The sequence below is a fragment of the Sorangium sp. So ce362 genome (genome assembly GCF_051519845.1).
Taxonomy (GTDB): domain Bacteria; phylum Myxococcota_A; class Polyangia; order Polyangiales; family Polyangiaceae; genus Sorangium.
Map to the genome: position 1 here is coordinate 6,512,879 of NZ_CP150332.1, position 19,048 is coordinate 6,531,926.

At 72.1% G+C, this 19,048-nt stretch carries 15 protein-coding genes; 7 read left to right on the plus strand and 8 right to left on the minus strand.

Annotation, left to right across the window (positions count from 1 at the left end; all coding sequences use genetic code 11):
• Positions 1-220: 220 nt before the first annotated feature.
• Positions 221-1,399 carry a cytochrome P450 gene (locus tag WMF17_RS24745; protein WP_437595591.1) on the minus strand — a complete coding sequence of 393 codons (1,179 nt, stop codon included), beginning with the start codon at positions 1,397-1,399 and terminating at the stop codon, positions 221-223.
• Positions 1,400-1,849: 450 nt separating this feature from the next.
• On the opposite strand from WMF17_RS24745, the gene WMF17_RS24750 reads away from it, so the two are divergent.
• Positions 1,850-3,409, plus strand: a complete 1,560-nt coding sequence (locus WMF17_RS24750; protein ID WP_437643576.1) for a ferritin-like domain-containing protein — start codon at positions 1,850-1,852, stop codon at positions 3,407-3,409.
• On the opposite strand, the gene WMF17_RS24755 is transcribed toward WMF17_RS24750, so the two are convergent.
• Entirely contained in the window at positions 3,370-4,845 is a 1,476-nt protein-coding gene (locus WMF17_RS24755; protein WP_437643578.1) for a hypothetical protein, read from the minus strand. The genes WMF17_RS24750 and WMF17_RS24755 overlap by 40 nt on opposite strands.
• Complete coding sequence (locus WMF17_RS24760; RefSeq protein WP_437643580.1) at positions 4,845-5,912, minus strand: hypothetical protein; 1,068 nt, start codon at positions 5,910-5,912, stop codon at positions 4,845-4,847. The genes WMF17_RS24755 and WMF17_RS24760 overlap by 1 nt, the downstream gene beginning before the upstream one ends.
• A gap of 351 nt (positions 5,913-6,263) precedes the next feature.
• Between WMF17_RS24760 and WMF17_RS24765 the strand changes: the two genes are divergently transcribed.
• Positions 6,264-7,304 carry a hypothetical protein gene (locus tag WMF17_RS24765; protein WP_437595595.1) on the plus strand — a complete coding sequence of 347 codons (1,041 nt, stop codon included), beginning with the start codon at positions 6,264-6,266 and terminating at the stop codon, positions 7,302-7,304.
• 87 nt (positions 7,305-7,391) lie between these two features.
• Here WMF17_RS24765 and WMF17_RS24770 read toward each other — a convergent pair whose 3' ends face one another.
• Positions 7,392-7,928: an FHA domain-containing protein gene (locus WMF17_RS24770; RefSeq protein ID WP_437595596.1), complete on the minus strand. Its 537-nt coding sequence runs from the start codon at positions 7,926-7,928 to the stop codon at positions 7,392-7,394.
• Positions 7,929-8,295: 367 nt separating this feature from the next.
• On the opposite strand from WMF17_RS24770, the gene WMF17_RS24775 reads away from it, so the two are divergent.
• Positions 8,296-10,419: a glycoside hydrolase family 52 protein gene (locus WMF17_RS24775; RefSeq protein WP_437643582.1), complete on the plus strand. Its 2,124-nt coding sequence runs from the start codon at positions 8,296-8,298 to the stop codon at positions 10,417-10,419.
• Positions 10,420-10,535: 116 nt separating this feature from the next.
• Positions 10,536-11,573: an NAD-dependent epimerase/dehydratase family protein gene (locus WMF17_RS24780; RefSeq protein WP_437595598.1), complete on the plus strand. Its 1,038-nt coding sequence runs from the start codon at positions 10,536-10,538 to the stop codon at positions 11,571-11,573.
• Positions 11,574-11,710: 137 nt separating this feature from the next.
• Here the strand turns inward: WMF17_RS24780 and WMF17_RS24785 are convergent, their stop codons facing one another.
• The 3 genes from WMF17_RS24785 to WMF17_RS24795 form a co-directional block, all read right to left on the minus strand.
• Positions 11,711-12,973, minus strand: a complete 1,263-nt coding sequence (locus tag WMF17_RS24785; RefSeq protein WP_437643583.1) for a pectate lyase family protein — start codon at positions 12,971-12,973, stop codon at positions 11,711-11,713.
• 351 nt (positions 12,974-13,324) lie between these two features.
• Positions 13,325-14,050 carry a hypothetical protein gene (locus tag WMF17_RS24790; RefSeq protein WP_437643585.1) on the minus strand — a complete coding sequence of 242 codons (726 nt, stop codon included), beginning with the start codon at positions 14,048-14,050 and terminating at the stop codon, positions 13,325-13,327.
• Between the two features lie 101 nt (positions 14,051-14,151).
• Positions 14,152-14,859, minus strand: coding sequence for an SDR family NAD(P)-dependent oxidoreductase (locus tag WMF17_RS24795; RefSeq protein ID WP_437475935.1), 708 nt, complete (start codon positions 14,857-14,859; stop codon positions 14,152-14,154).
• A 412-nt stretch (positions 14,860-15,271) separates the two neighbouring features.
• Between WMF17_RS24795 and WMF17_RS24800 the strand changes: the two genes are divergently transcribed.
• From WMF17_RS24800 to WMF17_RS24810, 3 genes are read left to right on the plus strand one after another with little or no spacing between them, the layout of a single operon-like run.
• A complete protein-coding gene (locus WMF17_RS24800) occupies positions 15,272-16,312 on the plus strand; it encodes a sulfonate ABC transporter substrate-binding protein (protein ID WP_437643587.1) in 1,041 nt (346 codons plus the stop codon).
• On the plus strand, positions 16,309-17,118 hold the full coding sequence (locus WMF17_RS24805; protein WP_437573324.1) for an ABC transporter permease subunit: 810 nt from the start codon (positions 16,309-16,311) through the stop codon (positions 17,116-17,118). Before WMF17_RS24800 ends, WMF17_RS24805 begins: the two co-directional genes overlap by 4 nt.
• A gap of 4 nt (positions 17,119-17,122) precedes the next feature.
• Complete coding sequence (locus WMF17_RS24810; protein WP_437573325.1) at positions 17,123-17,947, plus strand: ABC transporter ATP-binding protein; 825 nt, start codon at positions 17,123-17,125, stop codon at positions 17,945-17,947.
• 38 nt (positions 17,948-17,985) lie between these two features.
• Here the strand turns inward: WMF17_RS24810 and WMF17_RS24815 are convergent, their stop codons facing one another.
• Entirely contained in the window at positions 17,986-19,035 is a 1,050-nt protein-coding gene (locus WMF17_RS24815) for an iron-containing alcohol dehydrogenase family protein (protein ID WP_437595605.1), read from the minus strand.
• Positions 19,036-19,048: the final 13 nt, after the last annotated feature.

Below are 19,048 nucleotides of genomic sequence, written 5' to 3' on the forward strand. Positions count from 1 at the left end.
CGCTGGGGCGGCGGCCGCGTTCCATGGGTGGCGACCGCCAGGACACCCGCCCGGCGGTCACCCCGGTCACCCCAACCTGGGTCACCCCAACCTGGGTCGGGTCACCCCCTGCCCGGGTCAGTCACCCCAACCTGGGTCGGGTCACCCCCCGGGTTGCCAACCTGGGTCCGAACCTCAACCTGGGTCGGGTCGCGGGTTGAACCGGGTCGGGCGGGGGGCGTCAAACGAGCAGCGCCGGGATCCGATCGGGCCCGAAGGCGGCTGCGCCGCGCGGCGCCGTCGAGAACATCGGCCGCTGGGTCGGATCGCGCCGCAACGCCGGGAAGCGCTCGAGCAGGAGCGACACCCCGATCCGCGCCTCCATCCGCGCGAGCGGCGCCCCGACGCAGTAGTGCGGACCCACGCCGAAGCTCAGGAGCCCTGTGGGCCGCCGCTGGATGTCGAAGACCTCCGGGCGCGGGTAGGCCTCCTCGTCGTAGTGGAGCGCGGTGAGCGACACGTAGAGGAGCGTCCCCGCGGGCACCGTCTCGCCGCCGATCGTCGCCTCGCGCTCCACGAACCGCACGATCCCCGCCGCGCTGCTGCACCAGCGCATCGCCTCGTCGATGGCCTGCGGCAGGAGCGAAGGCTGCTGGCGCAGCTGGCCCATCGCGTCAGGGTGCGCGAGCAGCGCCACGAGCAGATTGGCGAGCATCCAGCTGGTCGTCTCGTAGCTGCCCAGGATCAAGCTGAGCACGACCCCCTCGCACGCCTCCACGCCGCCCAGCCCCTCCGCGGCGAGCGTCCGCGCGATCTCGCCGAGCAGCGTGTCGCCCGGGCTCGCCACCTCGCGCTCCGCGATCTCCCGCAGCTGCGCGCCCATCGCGGCGTGGGCCCGCCGCCCCTCGGCCACCAGGACGGGATCCTGCGGCGCCATGGCGCTGCGGATCATCTTGCGAATCAGCACGTCATTCTCGGCGATCCGCTCCTCCTGCATCCCGAACAGGGCGCTCGTCACGCCCATGGGCATCGAGATCGCGAAATCGTCGACCAGGTCCGCCTGCTGCTTCCGCGCGAGCCTGTCCATGATCCTGCGCGCCACAGGGGTCACGATCGTCTCCTCGTAGCGGTTGACCACGCGCGGAGAGAGGACCGCGTTGAAGACCCTCCGCATGCGCGTGTGCGACGCGCCGTCGAGCGCCACGAGCGCCCCCTTCATGATCCCGATGTCGTAAGCGCGATTACTGAACGTCTCGCTGTCGCGCAGCACGGCGGTCACCTCGGCGCCGCGGAGCACGACGGTCACGCCGAGCCCCTCATCGAAGTAGATGGGGTGCTCCTTCGCCGCCGCGGCGAGATAGACCCCGAACGCGGAAGGATCCTCCGTGGTGAAGGAGAAAAGGCTCGTGCGAGGTAGCATAGTTAAATTTTGGTATTCGATTTCGAAGTATCAATCAAGCCGCATTACCGCTCGCCTCGACGCAAGCTCGCTGCGACGAGCGCGTCGTGTGCCGGGCTGTCCGACGTCCGTCCGGCGTGCGCATACCTGTGGGTGGCGCCCCTGCCCTGCCACAGCCACACCGCGCGTGTGGTTATCGACTCCGCTCTCGACGAGCTATCGAGGAGCACCCCGCGGCGAAGTGAGGCAGCACGTCCTCCAGGCGACCTTGCCGATTCCAGCGCCCAGCCGCGCCCGTCGCCCCCTCGTGCAGGCGCGCCTCCGCAACCCCGGTGGGATCGCGACCCGCCCGCGGCGCTCCCCGCCGCGGGCGATACGACGCGCCGGCAGCGGCGAGCTCGCTCGCAGCGTCCGCGACGTCCGCGACGTCCGCGACAAACGCGGTTAAGATCCTCGAACGAGGTTCAATTCATGAGATTGCTTGTCTCGATCGACTCTTGGGGTGCGCGGTTGCTCTCGGTGCTGGCGCTCGCGCCCGCCCTGGGGTGCGGCAGCGACGTCGTGATCGAGGAAGGCTCGGGCGGAGGCGGGGGCGCAGAATCGCACGGGAGCACGGCGGAAGGCCCGGCCGCGAGCTCGGGCGAAGGCCCCTCCGGGACGACGGGGACCGCGCCACCGGAAGGCTTCCCGTTCGCGTGCGACGATCCCGAGCCCATCGTCGTCGCCGGCCAGAACACCGGGTACGTGCGCTGCGCCGGCGGCTGGCTGCACCGCGCGGAGATCGTCACCTGCCCGAGCCCGCTCCCGCGCGCCGAGGCGTGCCCGGAGCCGAGCGACGACCCCGGCGCCTGCTCTTCCGACGCCGACTGCACCGAGCAGTCCCACGGCTACTGCGACACCCCGTCCGACGGCAACGCGCCCCCAGGGTGCTTCTGCCGCTACGGATGCACGATCGATGCCGACTGCACCGAGGGACAGATCTGCCTGTGCGGCAATCCGGTCGGGCGCTGCGTGCCAGCGCTGTGCACCAGCGACCAGGACTGCGGCAGGCTGCTCTGCTCGAGCTACGTCCTCAACCCGGGTTGCGGCGGGACCGGCTTCGCATGCCAGACGCCCACCGACGAGTGCGCCGGCGACGACGATTGCTCAGAGGGGCAGGAGTGCTCCCTCGCGGCGCTGCGCCACGCCTGCACGCCGTCGACCTGCGCGATCGGCCGGCCGTTCCTGGTGGACGGGGTCGAGCGCACCGCCGAGCCCGCCGCGCGCGACGACTGGCGGGCCGCCGCGCCAGACGCGCCGCCCCGCCGCGACGGGCTCTCGGCCGAGCAGCAGACGGCGCTCGCCGAACACTGGACCCGCGCCGCCCTCCTCGAGCACGCGTCGATCGCCGCGTTCGCCCGCTTCGCGCTCCAGCTCCTGTCGCTCGGCGCGCCGCCGGAGCTCGTCGGCGCGGCGCAAGCGGCCATGGGCGACGAGGCCGAGCACGCGCGCATCTGCTTCGAGCTGGCCAGCGCGTTCGCCGGCCGCGGCATCGGCCCGGGGCCCCTCGCCATCGACGGCGCCCTCGGCGGCGAAGGCGCCCGCGCGATCCTCGTGACGACCCTCCGCGAAGGGTGCATCGGCGAGACCGTCGCCGCGATCGAGGCGGCAGAAGCCGCCCTCCACGCGACCGATCCCGCGATCCGGCGCGCCCTCGAGCAGATCGCCGAGGACGAGACGCGGCACGCCGAGCTCGCCTTCCGGTTCGCCGCCTGGGCCATCGAGCGCGACCCCTCCCTGGCGAGCGCCGTCGTCGACGAGCTCGCCGCCGCCTCGGAGCCCGCCGCCCCGGGCGAGGCCGACCTCGGCCGCCTGCTCGGCTTCGGCGTGCTCTCGCCGCAGCACCGGCGGGAGATCCGGGAGCGCGCGCTCGCGCAGGTCATCGCGCCCTGCGCGCGGGCGCTGCTCGCGCGCGGCGGCGAGCGCAGCGGCCCGCGCCCCGCGGCCGGCCCTCAGCGCGAGGCGACCGAGAGCTTGGCGACGAACAGCTGACCGCCCGCGGCGTCGACCTGACAGTTCAGGAGCGCGAAGTCGGCGCCCGACGTCCCCGCCAGGAAGACGTCCGTCCCGGAGATCGCCAGCGCCTGGATCTGCTGGAGCTCCGGGCCGCCGAGCGCGTCGAGCCACTCGACCTCGCCGCCCGAGGCCCTGAGCCGCGCGAGGAAGATGTCCCCCTGGTCGGCCTCGCCGCTCACCTCGGCGTCGTCGATCGTCATCTGCCGCTGAAAATGCCCGGCCACGATGATCCGCCCGAGCGCGTCGACCCCGACGGCCTGCGCCGACTGAGCCCCGCTGCCCCCGAGGTGCTTGGCCCACGTGGCGACACCGCGCCGGTCGAGGTGCGCCGCAAAGCCGTCCTCCTCCGTGGCGACGAGCTCGCCCGCGAGATCGATCTGCCCCTCGAACGAGCCGGCCAGGACGACGCCGGCCTCGTGCACCGCGACGGCGCTGGCGCGCTGATCGCCGCGGAGGGGGGAGTAGTGTCGATACCAGAGGCCCGCGCCATCGGCGCTCGATCCGTCGCAGATCCAGGACGCCGGGAACGAGGCGAGGAGGAAATCGGTCCCCTCCGCGGCCGCGTCGCCGGGCGGAAGCCCGCGCTCGAAGCCGGGGAATCCGACGTTCACGCGGCCCTCGAAATCGGCGACGACGAAGGCCTCTCCGGAGGAGACGCGGAGCGCGCGGGGCCGGTAGCGCGCCCCCTCGCGGCCCGAGAAGACACGGCTGCAGGGCGTCAAGAGGGTCTGTCCATCGTAGCTGGAGAACCCCATGTCCGCCCCGCCCTGGAGCGACGTCAGGACGAAGACGCGGTCGCCCTCCGCGGCCACCGCCTTCGCCTCGTCGAGACCGGGCGACCCGTGCGTCACGCACGCCGCGACCCCGCCCGGATCGTTCTTGTCGAGCCGCGCCACGAACGAGTCGCCGGCCCCGGCGCCCTCGGGCGACCCGCAGTCCGCGCCGAACGACAGGCTGCCCGTGAAGTCGCCCGCGACATAGACGCTGCTCTCGCCCAACGCGATCGACGTCGCCTGATGGGTGCGCGTCGCGGTGTCGTTCTCCGCGTTCCCGAAGCGCTCGCTCCACACGTGGTTCCCGTCGCGCGCGAGGTGCACAACGAAGACGTCCTCGCCAGCGCCTCCCGCCGTGAGCGGCGCGCCGCCGGCGACGGTGAGGTCCCCCTTGAAGCCGCCTGCCAGCCACAAGGTACCGTCGCCGTCGGCCGCGATCCCGCCGAGCGTTGTGTCGGCGTCGCCGAACGACATCGCCCACTGGCACGTATAGCCGGGCTCGCTGACCGTCCCGCCCCCGACGCCCAGCTCGTCGACCGGCTGGATGCCGGCGATCTCGGCGCAACTTGCGCCGCCCGCCGCGACGAGGGCGGTCGCCAGCCAGAGCCGAGCACGCCGATCGAGCCTCATCGTCATCATCAGAACACCCCGACGACAGAACCGCCGAGGACGCCCGGCGCGATCTGCACGCGGGCGCTCGCGCGCGGGCCGTCCGGGGGCAGCGTCAGCCAGAGGACGGCCGTGCCGGCGAGCGCCGCGCCCGCGGCAATGAAGGAGAAATCGGAGACAGTCGCGTACGACATCGCCCTTCTGGCCAGATCGGGCACCGGCTGCGCACAGTCCAGGTAACGCCCCGGTTCCCTGCACGTCGTCCTGGCTTTGTCCTCGACCTTGTCCCACGTGGAGATCGCCAGGCCCCCGAACGTGCTCCCGAGCGCGATGCCCGCCAGCGTGAGCCCGCCGGTCACCCACATCAGGTCCCGGTGGATCGAATCCGGCCTCTGGCCGTACGGCATCGGTCCGCGGCGCTCCAGGTCGCCGGCAGGAGGCGCCGGCGCCGCCGCGTGGGGCTGGAGCACCCTCACGTGGACCTCGACGAGCTCTCCCGGCTGCCTCGCCTCGACCTCGCGCGAGAACGCCTGCCTGCCGGGCGCGCTCGCGGTGACCCGGTGCTTCCCCGGCTCGACAGGGCGCGCCGCCCCGAGCTCCCGCTCCGCCACCCCGTCGAGCGTCACCGCGAGCCCCGGCAGCGCCTTCACCTCGTCGGACACGACGATCGCGAGCGTCGGGAGCTCCTGCGCGATCGCCGCCGCGCGCTCGCGCGCCTCGGCGCCCCGCTTCGCGTCGCCGCCCGCCGCCTCCGTCGAGTCGATCTCGGTGTAGAGCGCCCACGCGCTCGCGAGGCGCCCGGCGCGCTCGTGGCACCTGGCGAGCTCGAGCTTCGTCTCCGTCGACGGGCGCAGCCGCTCGCTCTCCTCGAGCTTCGGACAGGCCACGTCCGGCCGATCGCTCGCCAGGAGCGCCTGCGCTTCCCGGCGCGGCGCGTCGGCCCGCGCGCGCTCCGCGATGGTCGGCTCGGCCCAGGCTGGGGTCGCCGGCGCCGAGGCGGCCAGCGCCAGGAGGAGCCCGAGCGGAGCGCGGCCGAGGGCGCCCCGCGCCGCGCGCCCCGCGGAGCGGCGGGGTCCTCTGCAGATCTCTTCAGGCATCGAGTCCCCTGGGCGGCCGGCGCGCAGCGCCTGCGTCAGGTCCGTGCGCTGGACCGCGACGACCGATAACAGGGCACCGCGAGGAGCGCCAGGCCGAAAGGCCCCGTGGGCTGACCCCGCGCCGGTGCACGAGGAGGGCGCGCGGCGCGGCGCAGACGGGCGCGCAGCGTGGCGTGGAAGGGCCCGCGCCCGCCTGAGAGGCGCCCCCCGCGCGGCGCGACCGCACGCCCCGCGTTCCGCTTCGACCCCTGCGGCCTTTGCGCTAGCTTTCCGCCCTCGATTCCGGTCTCGTCCCTGGCTCCCGCGTCATCGAGCGTGCCGGCTGGAGCGCTCCCGCGAACAGGTGTCCTGATGTCCTCCGTGCCCGCCCCCAAGAAGAAGCGGTCCAAGAAGAGCGCGCCCTCCCTGCCTCGCCGGGACGAAGAGTGGATCGGCGGCTTCTTCTCCCTGCGCGCGTTCGTGCACGAGGGCGACGAGGCGTACCGTCCCGAGGCGGTCGTCTGGATGACCGAGCGCGGCTTCGTGCTGAGCTGCGCCGCGCTGCGCCCCGGCGACGTCGTCGCGGGCGCGGTCGACAGCTTCGAGGCCGCCGCCAGGGGCCCCCTGGAGGGGCAGCCGCGCCTGCCCGAGCGCGTGCGCGTGGCCTCGCCCGCGCTCGCCGACGCGCTGAGGGCGCGGCTCGGCCCGGCGATCGAGGTCCGCGTCGCGCCGACGCCGGAGATCGACGTCGTGGCCGAGGACCTCGAGGCGCACCTCGGCGCGCGCGACGGCCGCCTGACGCCGAGCTTCCTCGGCGGCGGCATCGAGGCGCCGGCGATGGCGTCCTTCTTCCGCGCGGCGGCCGCGCTCTACCGCACGACGCCCTGGAAGACCGTGCCCAGCGACGCGGACATCATGGCGCTGTCGATCCCGTCGCTCGGCGCGCGCGACCTCGCGCTGTGCGTCGTCGGGCAGGCCGGCCAGAGCCACGGCGTGCTCCTGTTCGAGAGCGCGCGCGGGTTCGAGCTCTACCTCGCGGAGACCGCGAAGCTCCCGGACGCGCCGCCCGCGTCGCTGCCGGCGAGCTTCTTCTCGCTGAGCTTCGACCGCGCGAGCGACCTGCACCCCGCGCTGCGCGCCGAGGTCGCCGAGCAGCGCTGGGAGCTGGCCGGGCCGGACGCCTACCCCACGCTCGCGATGGTCGACGAGGACCTGATCGGCCGCAAGCCGACGCCGAAGGAGCTCACCGCCTCCGAGGCGCTCGCGCTCGGCCTGGTCGAGCTGATGAACCGGCGCAAGGAGATCACGAAGGCGTTCCGCGGCGGCGACCCGGTGGAGGCGAGCTACGTGGTGGAGACGCACGGGGGCCCGGTGGAGGTGCTGTTCCGCGCGCCCCACCCGGAGCGGAGCTGATCCCGGCGGTCGGACGGCAACGCGCGCGGACGAGCGCGGCGGCGCACGCGGGCGAGCGCGCGATCTGGCCGCGGCGGGGCGCAGGCCTCAGCGGGCGACGAGCCGGTAGAGATCGGCGTTCACGATGAACTCACAGATGACGTTGCCGAACTGGAGGATGTCGCCGCTGCGGAGGGGCGCGCCGTCCCCGGCCGGCGTGAGGAGCCGGTCGTTCAGGAACGTGCCGTTGGTGCTCTTCCTCGCGTGGAGCATCGGGGTGTCCGCGATCAGGACCGAGATGTGAGCCTGGACCTTGGAGACGGACGGATCGCGGAGCACGATATCGCTGTTCAGGGCGCGCCCGATGAGGATGCGATCCTGCCAGGGGCTCTCCGGGCGCTTCGCCACCGGCAGGAGCTCGCAGCCGTGGGACGCGACGGTCATCCCCGACGAGATCCGGTGACGGCACACGGCCGGTTGATGGCTCGATCCGAGCGAGGTGCCGGCAAAGACGGTCTTGAACGACGGAGGGGGCTGGTCCTCGGGGCCGAGCTCCCGGAGCAGCCACGCGTGAGGGTACCTCCGGTCGAAGGCCATCCGTGAGAGCGCCCGGCTCTGGGCACAAAGCGTCGCGAAGGTCAACATGAGAAGGTCTTCCCCGGGTTCCGTGCTGTTCGAGCGGGTGGCGCCCAGCCAACCAGCGCACCGCCCGCTCGCCAGGGCCCGATAGGCATTTATACATCAGTCCACGACGGGATCACCGGGGGCCACGACACGCCCTGGGTGGAACGCTGAAACCTTCGGCGCCTTGCGGACTACATAGTCGGCGCTCGCCATACCCGGCTCACGCGCCCTCGCAGCCGCCGGATCGCGGCCCGACCGTCGGACGCGGACCGCCCCGCGGGGGGTACAGGCCCGCCTCTGGGATGGCGCCCCGCGCCGTCCCGCAGGCTCGCTCCGCGGCATCGCTTCGCGAGGTCGCATCGCGAGGCGGTTACGCTATGTTGCCGCCGTGATCTCCTCCTACAATGTCCAGCACGCGCCGGTCGGCGCCTTTGCCTCCTTCACGCTCGGAAGCTTCAACCGCCGGGGCGGCTTCGCCTCCCAGGTGGGCCGCCCGGGAGAATCGAACCTCTACATCGGCTACCGCGAGGGAGACGGGGACTTCTTCTGCCTCCCCTATTTCGAGAGCCACAGCGGCCCGGACGTCCCGTTCGGCGTCACCTTGACCCATGACACGCAGATGCGCCGCGTCTTCGGCGAGCAGGACATCCGCCGCGAGCTCGGGTGGGCGAGCGACACGATCCGCGCTGGGCGGCTGACGCTCGCCATCTACTCGCCGTTCGGCCCGATCCCCGATCCGCGCACGGCGGCGCCCTCCGAGGTCGCCGAGCGGTCCTGCCCGGCGCTCATCGCGCGCCTCGAGCTCGACAACACCGGCAGCGACAAGCCGATGACGGGCGTCTTCTCGCTCGAAGCGTCGAGCCTGCGCGACCTCGAGACGACGAGCGACGGCCGCCTGGTCGGCGTCGCGCACGGCCGGCGCTGGGGGTTCGCCGTCCGCCCGGAGCCGGGCATCCGCGCCTTCCAGGCCTTCGCGCCCGAGAACGCGCTCGACGGCAGCGCCGATCGGCTGTTCCGCCTCGGCAAGACCGGCGGCCTGCTCATCGACGTCCCCCCGGGGGAAAAGCGCGAGGTCTGGATCGCGCTCGGGTTCTACGACGCCGGCACCATCACGACCGGGATCGAGGCGCGCTACGCCTACACCCGCTACTTCCGCAGGCTCGAGGACGTCCTCTCCTTCGCGCTCGACCGCCGCGAGGCGCTCGTCAAGGAGGCGATCCAGCGCGATGAGGAGCTCGCGCAGTCGGCGCTCAGCCCCTCCCAGAAGTGGCTGCTCGCCCAGGCGACGCACGGCTATTTCGGGTCCACCGAGTGGCTGGACACCGCGCTCGACGACGCCTCGCCGCCCGCGCCGCTGTGGGTCGTGAACGAGGGCGAGTACGAGATGATGAACACCTTCGATCTCACGATCGATCACCTGTTCTTCGAGCTGCGTTACGCGTCCTGGGCCGTGCGCGACGTCCTCGACCTCTTCGTCGATCGCTACAGCTACCGCGACAAGGTGAAGCGCCCCGGCGCGAACGGCGAGCTCCTGCCGGGCGGCGTGTCGTTCACGCACGACATGGGCGTCAGCAACCACTTCTCGCCGGCCGGGAACTCCAGCTACGAGCGCCCGAACCTCGACGCCGCCTGCTTCAGCTACATGACGCTCGAGCAGCTCACGAACTGGATCTGCTGCGCCGGCGTGTACGTCGCGCGCACCGGCGACAAGGGCTTCCTCGAGCGCCACCGGGGCCTCTTCGCCGAGCTGCTCACGAGCCTCCTCCACCGCGACGCGCCCGAGCCCGGCGCGCGCACCGGCGTGATGGCGCTCGACAGCAGCCGCTGCGGGACCGGCGCCGAGATCACGACCTACGACTCGCTGGATCACTCGCTCGGGCGCGCGCGCGGCAACCTCTACCTGGCCGGCAAGACGTGGGCGTCGTACGTGGTGCTCGCCGAGCTCCTCCAGCGCTGCGGGGACGCCCCCCTCGCCGCGGAGTCCAGGGCGGCGAGCCAGAAGACGGCGCGCGCCATCGTGTCGGCCTTCCACGAGCCGTCGGGCTACATCCCCGCCCTGCTCGACGGGAGCTCGACGAGCGCGATCATCCCCGCGATCGAGGGGCTCCTGTACCCGCACGCCATGGGCTTGCTCGACGGCAACCCCGCGGAGGGCGAGCACGGCGAGCTCGTCCGGGTGCTCCGCCGTCACTTCCAGGCCATCGTCAAGCCCGGTGTGTGCCTGTTCCCCGAGGGCGGCTGGAAGCTCTCGAGCAGCAGCGACAACTCCTGGGCGAGCAAGATCGCGCTCTGCCAGCACATCGCGCGCGTGATCCTGAGGGCCGACCTGCCCGACGCCGAGCGCCACGAGCAGGCCCACGTCCGCTGGCAGATCGAGGGCTCCGGCTACTGGGCCTACTCCGACCAGATGCAGCGCGGCGTGCCCGTCGGCAGCCGCTACTACCCGCGCGGCGTGACGGCCATCCTCTGGCTGGACGAGGCCCCGGCGGGGGCGAGGTCGCCGAGCCGGTAGCCGGCGGCGCTCCGGCCGGAGCGGTGGGCGGGCGCTCGCCAGAGACGCCCGCCGCGGCGGCTCGCCCCTGCGGGGGCAGCCGCCCCGGGAGCAGGGCAATCGACCCAGGTGCTTTCATGAGAGTTCTCATCATTGGCGGGACCGGGCTCATCTCGACGGCCATCGTGCAGCAGCTCCTCGAGCGGGGCGATCGCGTCACGCTCTTCAACCGGGGCGTGACGGCGCGGCGGTTCGAGGGGGATGTCGAGGTCATCGTCGGTGATCGCTGGAAGCACGCCGAGCTCGAGCGCGAGATGCAGCGGCGCACGTTCGACGCCGTGATCGACATGGTCGCCTACGCCCCCGAGAACGCCGACTCGCTGCTCAGGGCGTTCTCGGGCCGCGCGGGGCACCTTGTCGTCTGCTCGACGGTGTGCGCCTACGGCGAGCCCCTCACGCGCTCTCCGGCGACCGACGACGAGCCGCACCGCCCCGTGACGAAGTATGGCCAGAACAAGTCGCGCATCGAATCGACGCTGCTCGCGGCGAACGGCCAGAACGGGCTCAAGACCACGATCTTGCGGCCGTCGTTCACGACCGGCGAGGGGCACACCGCGCTCGGCGCGCTCTATTTCGATGACTCGATGGCCGACCGCGTCCGGCGCGGCCTCCCGCTCATCGTCCACGACGACGGCGCGGCGCCGTGGGCCATCGCGCACGTCTCCGATGTGGCCCGAGGGTTCGTGAACGCCCTCGGCAACGACAGGGCCTATGGGCAGGCCTACCACCTCACGAGCGACGAGCACACCACGTGGGGCGGCGTCTTCGCCGCGCTGCAGGAGGCCGCCGGCGGCAAGTCCCCCGTGGTCTCGATCCCGACCGGCTGGCTCTACGAGGTCGCCCCTCGCCGCATGGTGGGCGTCAAGTTCATCTATCAATACGGGTCGATCTTCGACAACAGCAAGGCCGCGCGCGACCTCGGCTTCCGGACCACCGTGCCGCTGGTCGAGACCTTCCGCCGCCAGATCGCCTGGTCGGAGCGCGCGGGGACGTACCGGCGCGCCGAGGAAGAGCCGCTCCAGGACGTCCTGCTCGACGCGTTCAACCAGGGCAGGAAGCCGGCCCCGGCGCAGGTGCACGACTTCAATCCATGGGGGAACGAGCCCGAGTCCTGATCCCAGCTGCCGCCTCATCCGACAGGTGGCCTCGCCACCTCACGGAGCATTCCACGAGAATTTTCCGCCGGGAGCGCTCCGGCATTTTCCTTGAGCCGTGCCGGAGCGGACCTCGACGATCCCCTTCGCCAGCCGCGTCAGGGCAGGTTCTCGAGGGGATCCGTCTTGCCGACGCCCGCGTGCTCCAGGACGATGGCCTTGACGTCGGCCGCGCGGTCGAGCGGATACGCGTACGGAGCGGTCCAGGAGCAGTCTGCGCCGGACGTCTGCGTCCCGGTCGTCTCCTCGAACACGTTGTCGATGCGATGCGTGCCGCCGGCCGCGCTGTCCAGCGTGGTGATGGGGTTCTTGACCTTGTAGAAGTGGTTGCCTTCGACGCGCAGACAGGCGCCGACGCGCGAGTTCACCCCGGACGTGGGGACGTTCTCGAAGTAGTTGTTGAAGATGTGGCCGTTGCCGCCGCGGTAGCTCGGGAGGCGGGAGTTCACGTTGCTGAAGCGGTTGTGATGGAGGGTGATGCGGCGATCGCTGTCGTCTTTGTCCGACGAGCCGACCAGCATGCCCTTCCAGTGGTCGTGCAGGTAGCTCCACGAGATCGTGATATTCGAGGACTCGTGGGTGGCGTCGATCAGGCCGTCGTACTTGTCCTTGTCCGAGTTCACGGCGGTAGAGTCGGCCCAGAGCTCGCAGTGGTCGATCCAGACGTTGTGGCTCTCGTCCATGTGGATGCCGTCGCCGTTGCCGCTGCTGGCCAGCACGTGGTGGATCTTCAGGTTGCGGAGGATGATGTTGGAGGCTCTCCTCAGGTTGATCCCGATCCCCTGCAGCTCTCCGCTCGACCCGACCCCCACGATGGTCTTGTCGGATGCGACGCGCACGTCGTCGCCGCTGCCGCTGATCTTGCCGGTGATCTGGATGATCCGCGCGCCGTCCCTGGCCGCCTCGGTCCTCAGGGCGTCGAGCGAGCTCACGGAGACGACCTCTCCGCCCTTGCCGCCGGTGGTGCCGTCGCCGGTCGTGGCGTAGCCGTAGAGCCTGAAGTCGACGCCGCCGGGGCTGCTGCCACCCGTGCCGCTGCTGGAGCCGCCTTCTCCGCTGCTGGAGCCGCCCTCTCCGCTGCTGGAGCCGCCTTCTCCGCTGCTGGAACCGCCCTCACCGCTGCTAGAGCCGCCTTCTCCGCTGCTGGAGCCGCCCTCACCGCTGCTGGAGCCGCCCTCACCGCTGCCGGCACCGGTCCCGCCGGTGCTGGCGCTCGTGGTGGAGCCGCCGCTCCCGCTGCTCGTCGGCTGGCCCTCATTCTCTTCCGGATCCGACGTTTCCGAGCCGCACCCGACCACCGAGATGCCGGCGATGCCGAGCGCGATCAGCGCAGCCCAAGCGACTCGAGATTCGCACTTCATGAGCAAGTACCCTTTCCGTGATGAGCCAAGCAGCTCGCGCGATGCGGGTGGAGAAGCCGGACAGCGCACGGGCCGTTCCCGGGAGCTCCACAGCAACGCATGTGCCACCAGCGCATGACGGTCCGAAGCCGCCCGGCTCCCGGCCTTCCATGGCGATCTCCGCGGGGACAGCCGCAGCGCGCTTCCCCTCCCCCGACGGGCAACCGCGGCGCCGCAACCGGGGGGTGTCAACCGCAGATTGACACTGTGGACACGTGAAGCACCGCGTCGTCGACCTCGGCGCGGTGGGCCGCCTGCGCGAGCTCGAGCGACTCGGCGTCGCCGGGCTCGCCGCCGCGGCCCGTGGTGGGCTCAGGGGCCGATTCGAACGAGCTCGACCCAGTCGAGCCTGGACCCGTCCTCGCGGCACGCGAACGAGACGAGGTGACTCCCAGGCTCGAGCGCGAAGGTGAGCATCGTTCCTTTTTCGGCGTCCGAGTCGTTGACGTAATCGAGGTGAAAATCGGTGCCGATGAAGTTGTACTGGTACCCCGGCGGCGGCGCCTGGTCCACGCGGACCAGGAACGAGTTGTCCGTGCTCTCGTTCGGCCCCGCGGCGACCCTGACCTTGATCTGATAGGTGCCGGCCTCGCTGATCTTGAACGAGCAGCTGACCCGGTCGTCGTCGCATCCCGCCACCTCGGGGACGACCACGTAATACCCGCCGTCCGCCAGCTCGTCTTCCACCTTGATGAAGCTGCCAGTGAGCTCACAGGCCTCGGCCTCGAGCTTGAGCACGTCGCCCGTCGCTCCCCCGCCGCCCGTCGCTTCCCCGCCGCCCGTCGCTTCCCCGCCGCCCGTCGCGCCGCCCCCGCCGCTGGACACGCCCGACCCTCCCGCGGAGGCCGACGACGTGTCCCACGCCGCGGACAACCCCTCCAGCGAGCACGCGCAGGCCAGCACCGGCAAGAACGCATACAAGGGTCGCCACCGCGATGGCCGCGTGTTGACCACCGTCGTGCACGCCGGCGAAGCGCTCTCTGCATCGCCTACCGCGCGACGTCTCGTCTCCGCCTGGGGGTCCGAGATCGCTTTCACTCCAACTACTTTAGCAACACACGCATCACGAGCGCGAACCAATCGCTCCTGCTGGCGCGGCCCCGAGACGGAACACTGGGTCGAGAGACGCTCGAGGCGCCTCAGCGCGCGGCGGGGCGCGCGTAGTCCTGGGCGCGGAAGAACACCCCGTGGACCTCGCCGTCGACAAGCGCCGGGACGAGCGCGCCGGGCAGGACGGACTCGACGTCGTTCGGCGCCCTGGGCCCGCCGAGATCGGTCCGCAGCCAGCCCGGGTCGAGGAGGTTCATCAGCACGCCTGTGCCGCGCAGCGAAGGGACCGTGTCGCGCACGAACTTGTCGAGCGCGGCCTTCGACGCGGCATAGGCCATGAGCTCCGGCTGGTCCTGGATCCCGGAGGTCACCTGGATGATTCGCCCCCAGCGGCGCTCCAGCATCGTCGGCAGCAGCCGGTAGGTGATCCGGATCGGGCTGATGACGTTCACCTCGAAGCTGAGCCGGTAATCCTCCGCCGGCGTCTCCAGGGTCGAGGTGCGGAAAGGTGTCATGATGGCAGCGTTGTTGAACAGGATGTCGATCCCGCCCGACGCGGCGATCGCGCCGTCCAGCATCCGGTCGACCGCCGCCTGATCCGACAGCTCGCCTGAGACGGCGCTCACCCGGATCCCCTTGCCGGCGAGCTCGCCCTCGAGCTCCCGCGTGTGCGCCGCGTCGCGGCTGTGCAGGACCAGGTTGCAGCCGAGCCCCGCGAGGCCGCGCGCGATCTGCTTTCCGATACCCCGGCTCGCGCCGGTCACCAGCGCCCACTTTCCTTGGATTTCCACCGTCATGGCGGTGCCTTATGGCAGGGCCCGTCCCCTCTCGCACCTCAAAAGCGAGGCGCCCCACCGGCGCCCGGCGCGCGCGAGCGCCGCCGGTAGAGCCACGAGGTCCCGGCGTGATCCTGCGGAACACGGTCCCCGCGCACGCCGCCGTCGCGGCACACGAGGCCGTGCATCCGACGTATCGCTGCGGTTCCAGCAGCACCGACTGCTGATCGCGTGCTGCTGTTGCAGCAGCCCCCGCCGGTCACCGCCGGGGAGCGGCCTCTGTAACCGCGCGAAACCACAGGGATCCTGCGTGGCACGGCGGCTGCCAGGAGCCTGCGGTTGCCTGCTGGCGCGATCCGCTCGCCAGTTCCTGTGTACCTGGAACCAACCAGCGCTGTCCCTGGCGAGCCGCAGGGCGTCCGGAGAACCCTCCATGATCAGCCACACCCCCTTCACGAGGATCCGCTCCGGGCTGCTTGGATGCGCTGTACTGGCGTGCGTCCTGTCCGGCTGCGACCGCGGCGGCGGTGAGCCGGGTGCCACGATCGCAAGCGATCCCGCCTCTCCGGCGCCGGCGCAGGACAGGCGCGAGGCGGGGGTCGTCCGCCTCGGGTACCAGAAGATCGGCACCCCCTATCTCCTCAAGGGCCGCGCCGACCGCCTGAAGAAGGCGCTCGAGGCGAAGAACGCCCGCGCCGAGTGGGTCGAGTTCCACGCCGGGCCTCCGCTGCTCGAGGCCATGCGCGCCGGCGCCGTGGACATCGGCCATGTCGGCGAGACGCCGCCCGTCTTCGCGCAGGCGGGCGGCGTGCCCTTCGTGTACGTCGCCACCGACCCTCCGGCCCCGAAGGCCGAGGCGATCGTCGTGCCGAAGGGCTCTCCGATCACCAGCGTCGCCGGCCTGAAGGGCAAGCGCGTCGCGGTCAACCGCGGCTCCAACGTGCATTACCTGCTGATCCGGGCCGTCGAGGGCGCCGGACTGACGCTCGACGACCTCCAGATCTCGTTCCTCGCGCCGGCGGACGCGCGGAGCGCCTTCGAGAGCGGCCAGATCGACGCCTGGGTGATCTGGGACCCGTTCCTGGCGGCGGCGGAGACCGCCGGCGCGCGCATCCTCCAGAGCGGCGAGGGGCTCGTCGACAACCACCTCTTTTACGTCGCCCGGCGCGAGTTCGCCGAGAAGCACCCGGAGCTCCTGCAGACCGTGCTCGACGAGTACCGCGTCCTGAGCGACTGGGAGCGCGACCACACGGAGGAGGCCGCGCAGATCCTCGCGACGTCGTCGGGCGTCGACTACGGGGCGTTCCTCACCGCCGAGCGCCGGCGCTCGTTCGGCATCCTGCCGATCACGCCCGAGATCCTGAAGAAGCAGCAGGACATCGCCGACACGCTCCACAAGCTCGCGATCATCCCGCGCGACGTCCGCGTGGGGGACGCGTTCCTGTCGGCGCCCGCCCGCGGAGCCGTCCGATGACGGCCGCCGCCTCGACGGGCCGCCGCGCGCCGCGCGCGCTCGGCCGCGCCCTCGCCCCCTGGATCGCCCCGCTCGCGCTGGTGATCGTCTGGGAGGCCCTCTGCCGGCTGCAGGTCATCCCGAAGAGCCTGCTGCCGTCGCCCTCGGAGGTGGTGCTGGCCGCGGTCCACGCCACGAGGAGCGGCGACCTGCCGACGCACCTCGGTGTCAGCGCGCTGCGCGCGCTCGGCGGGCTCGTGATCGGCGCCGGCGTCGGGCTGGTGCTGGGCCTTTGCACCGGGCTCTCGCGCGCGCTCCAGCTCGTGGTCGACGGGCCCCTCCAGATGCTCCGCGCCATCCCCGCGCTGGCGCTCGTGCCGCTCGTCATCCTGTGGTTCGGCCTGGGCGAGACGGCCAAGCTCTTCATGGTCGCGGTGACGGTCCTCTTCCCCGTCTACCTGAACACCTTCCACGGCGTGCGCAGCGTCGACCCGCACATCATCGAGATGGCGCGCGTCTACGACGTCCGGGGGCTCGCGCTCTACCGCGAGGTCATCCTCCCCGGCGCGCTCCCCTCGATCCTGGTGGGCCTCCGCTTCGCGCTCGGGCTCTCGTGGCTCGTGCTGATCGTCGCCGAGACGATCGGCGCGAACAGGGGCCTCGGGTACGTCGCGATGAACGCGCGGGAGTTCATGCAGATGGACCTGCTCGTGCTCACGATCGTGCTCTGGGCGCTCCTCGGCAAGCTGGCCGACTCCCTCGCGCGCTGGGCCGAGCGCCAGCTGCTGCCCTGGCAGCCTCGATTGCAACGCATGGACGCGGGGTGACACCATGAGCGTGCGCGTACCGGACGATCGCGCGAAGGGCGCGCGGGTCGTCCTCGAGCGGCTCGAGAAGCGGTTCGACGACAGGCCTGTCCTCTCGGGCCTCGATCTCGACGTCCGCCCTGGCGAGCTCCTGACCATCGTCGGGCGGAGCGGGTCGGGCAAGAGCACCCTGCTCCGCCTCCTGTGCGGCCTGGAGCAGCCCACGGACGGCGCGGCGCGCATCGAGGCGGCGGAAGGAGGCGCCGGCGGCGCGGCCGTGCGCGTCGTCTTCCAGGAGCCCCGGCTGATGCCGTGGCGCACCGTCCTCCAGAACGTCTGCATCGGCCTGCCGGCGGCGCGCCGCGCCCGCGCGCGCGACGTCCTCGCCCAGGTCGGCCTCCTCGAGCGGCAGGACGACTACCCCGGCGTGCTCTCGGGCGGCCAGCGGCAGCGGGTCGCCCTCGCGCGCGCGCTCGTGCACGAGCCCAGGGTCCTGCTCCTCGACGAGCCGTTCGGGGCGCTCGACGCCCTCACGCGGATCGGGGCGCAGCGCCTCGTCGAGTCGCTGTGGGCCCAGCACGGCTTCACGGCCATCCTGGTGACCCACGACGTCCAGGAGGCGGTCCTGCTGGGCGACCGCGTGCTCGTGTTCGACGAGGGCCGCATCGTGGAGAGCGTCACGGTCGACCTGCCGCGGCCGCGCCCGCGAGAGCTCCCGGAGGTCGGTCGCCTCACCGGCGCGCTGCTCCAGACGATCCTCGCGTCGGGCGAGGGCCCGAAGGCGCGCCCCCCCTCACGCGCGAGCCTTCCTCCGAAGCTGGCGGAGCCCCTCCTGGCCGGCGCGGAGTGAGGGCCGACGCCTCATCGTCCGTCCCTCGTGCCGCTGCTTCATTCGAAGCACCCCTTCAGGCGCGGATCGGTCCGGAGGATCGCCTCGACCTCCGGCGCGCAGTCGCGGGCGGAGAGGATCGTGTAGTAGCCGGGCTTGATCTCCGGCGCGACGCGGACCGCCTCGCGCCACTCGTCGAGCGAGAACGGGTCGGCCCGGATCGCGCCCCAGAAGCCGGTCGCGTCGAGGACGGCGGCGATGTGGTCCGTGTCTCGCCCCTGGAGCTGGCTCACGACGTAGGCGGCCGTGCCGACCTGCAGGCCGTGGAGCCGCGGCCGGCTGGAGGTCTGGTCCAGCGCGTGCGAGATGAGGTGCTCGCTGCCGCTCGCCGGCCGGGACGACCCCGCGATCTCCATGGCGATGCCGTTCAGCATGAGCGCCGTCGCGAGCAGGCGCATGCCCTCGAGGTCGCGCCGGGGGCGCGCCATGAACTGGAACACGGTCGCGTCCGAGAGCAGGGCGGCGAAGTCGTTGACCGGCTCGCCGCGCGCGTGGAACGCGAGCTTCCAGTCGCGCACCGCCGTCACCTTGGCCACGAGGTCGCCCACGCCGGAGAGCCAGAGGATCTCCGGCGCGCGCAGGCAGACGTCGGTGTCGACCACCACGCCGAACGGGACGGCGCAGGGGAGCGAGCGGCGCCTGCCGCCGATCGTGAGGCTGGCCGAGGGGCTGCAGAAGCCGTCGTTCGAGAGCGACGTGGGCACGGCGAGGAACGGCAGCCTGGCGAGGAACGCGAGGTACTTGGCCGTGTCGAGGGCGCGGCCGCCGCCGAGCCCGACGATCGCGTCGCAGCGCGCCGGGAGCGCGGGCAGGAGCGCCGAGGCCTCCTCGAAGCTGGCCGAGCTGACCTCGCGCTGCGCCACGACCTCGATCGCCTGCTCGTTCAGCCCCTCGCGCATCGCCGCCTCGATGGCGGGGGGCGTCCCCACGCTCGACAGCAGCAGGACGTGGCGGCGCGCCGCGCGGGAGAGGTAGAGCCCGCTGCGCGGAAGCGCCCCGGGCTTGATGCGCACCAGCGTGGGGATGCCGATCTGGGTGGCGTTGGGCATGCGCCGTCTTCTA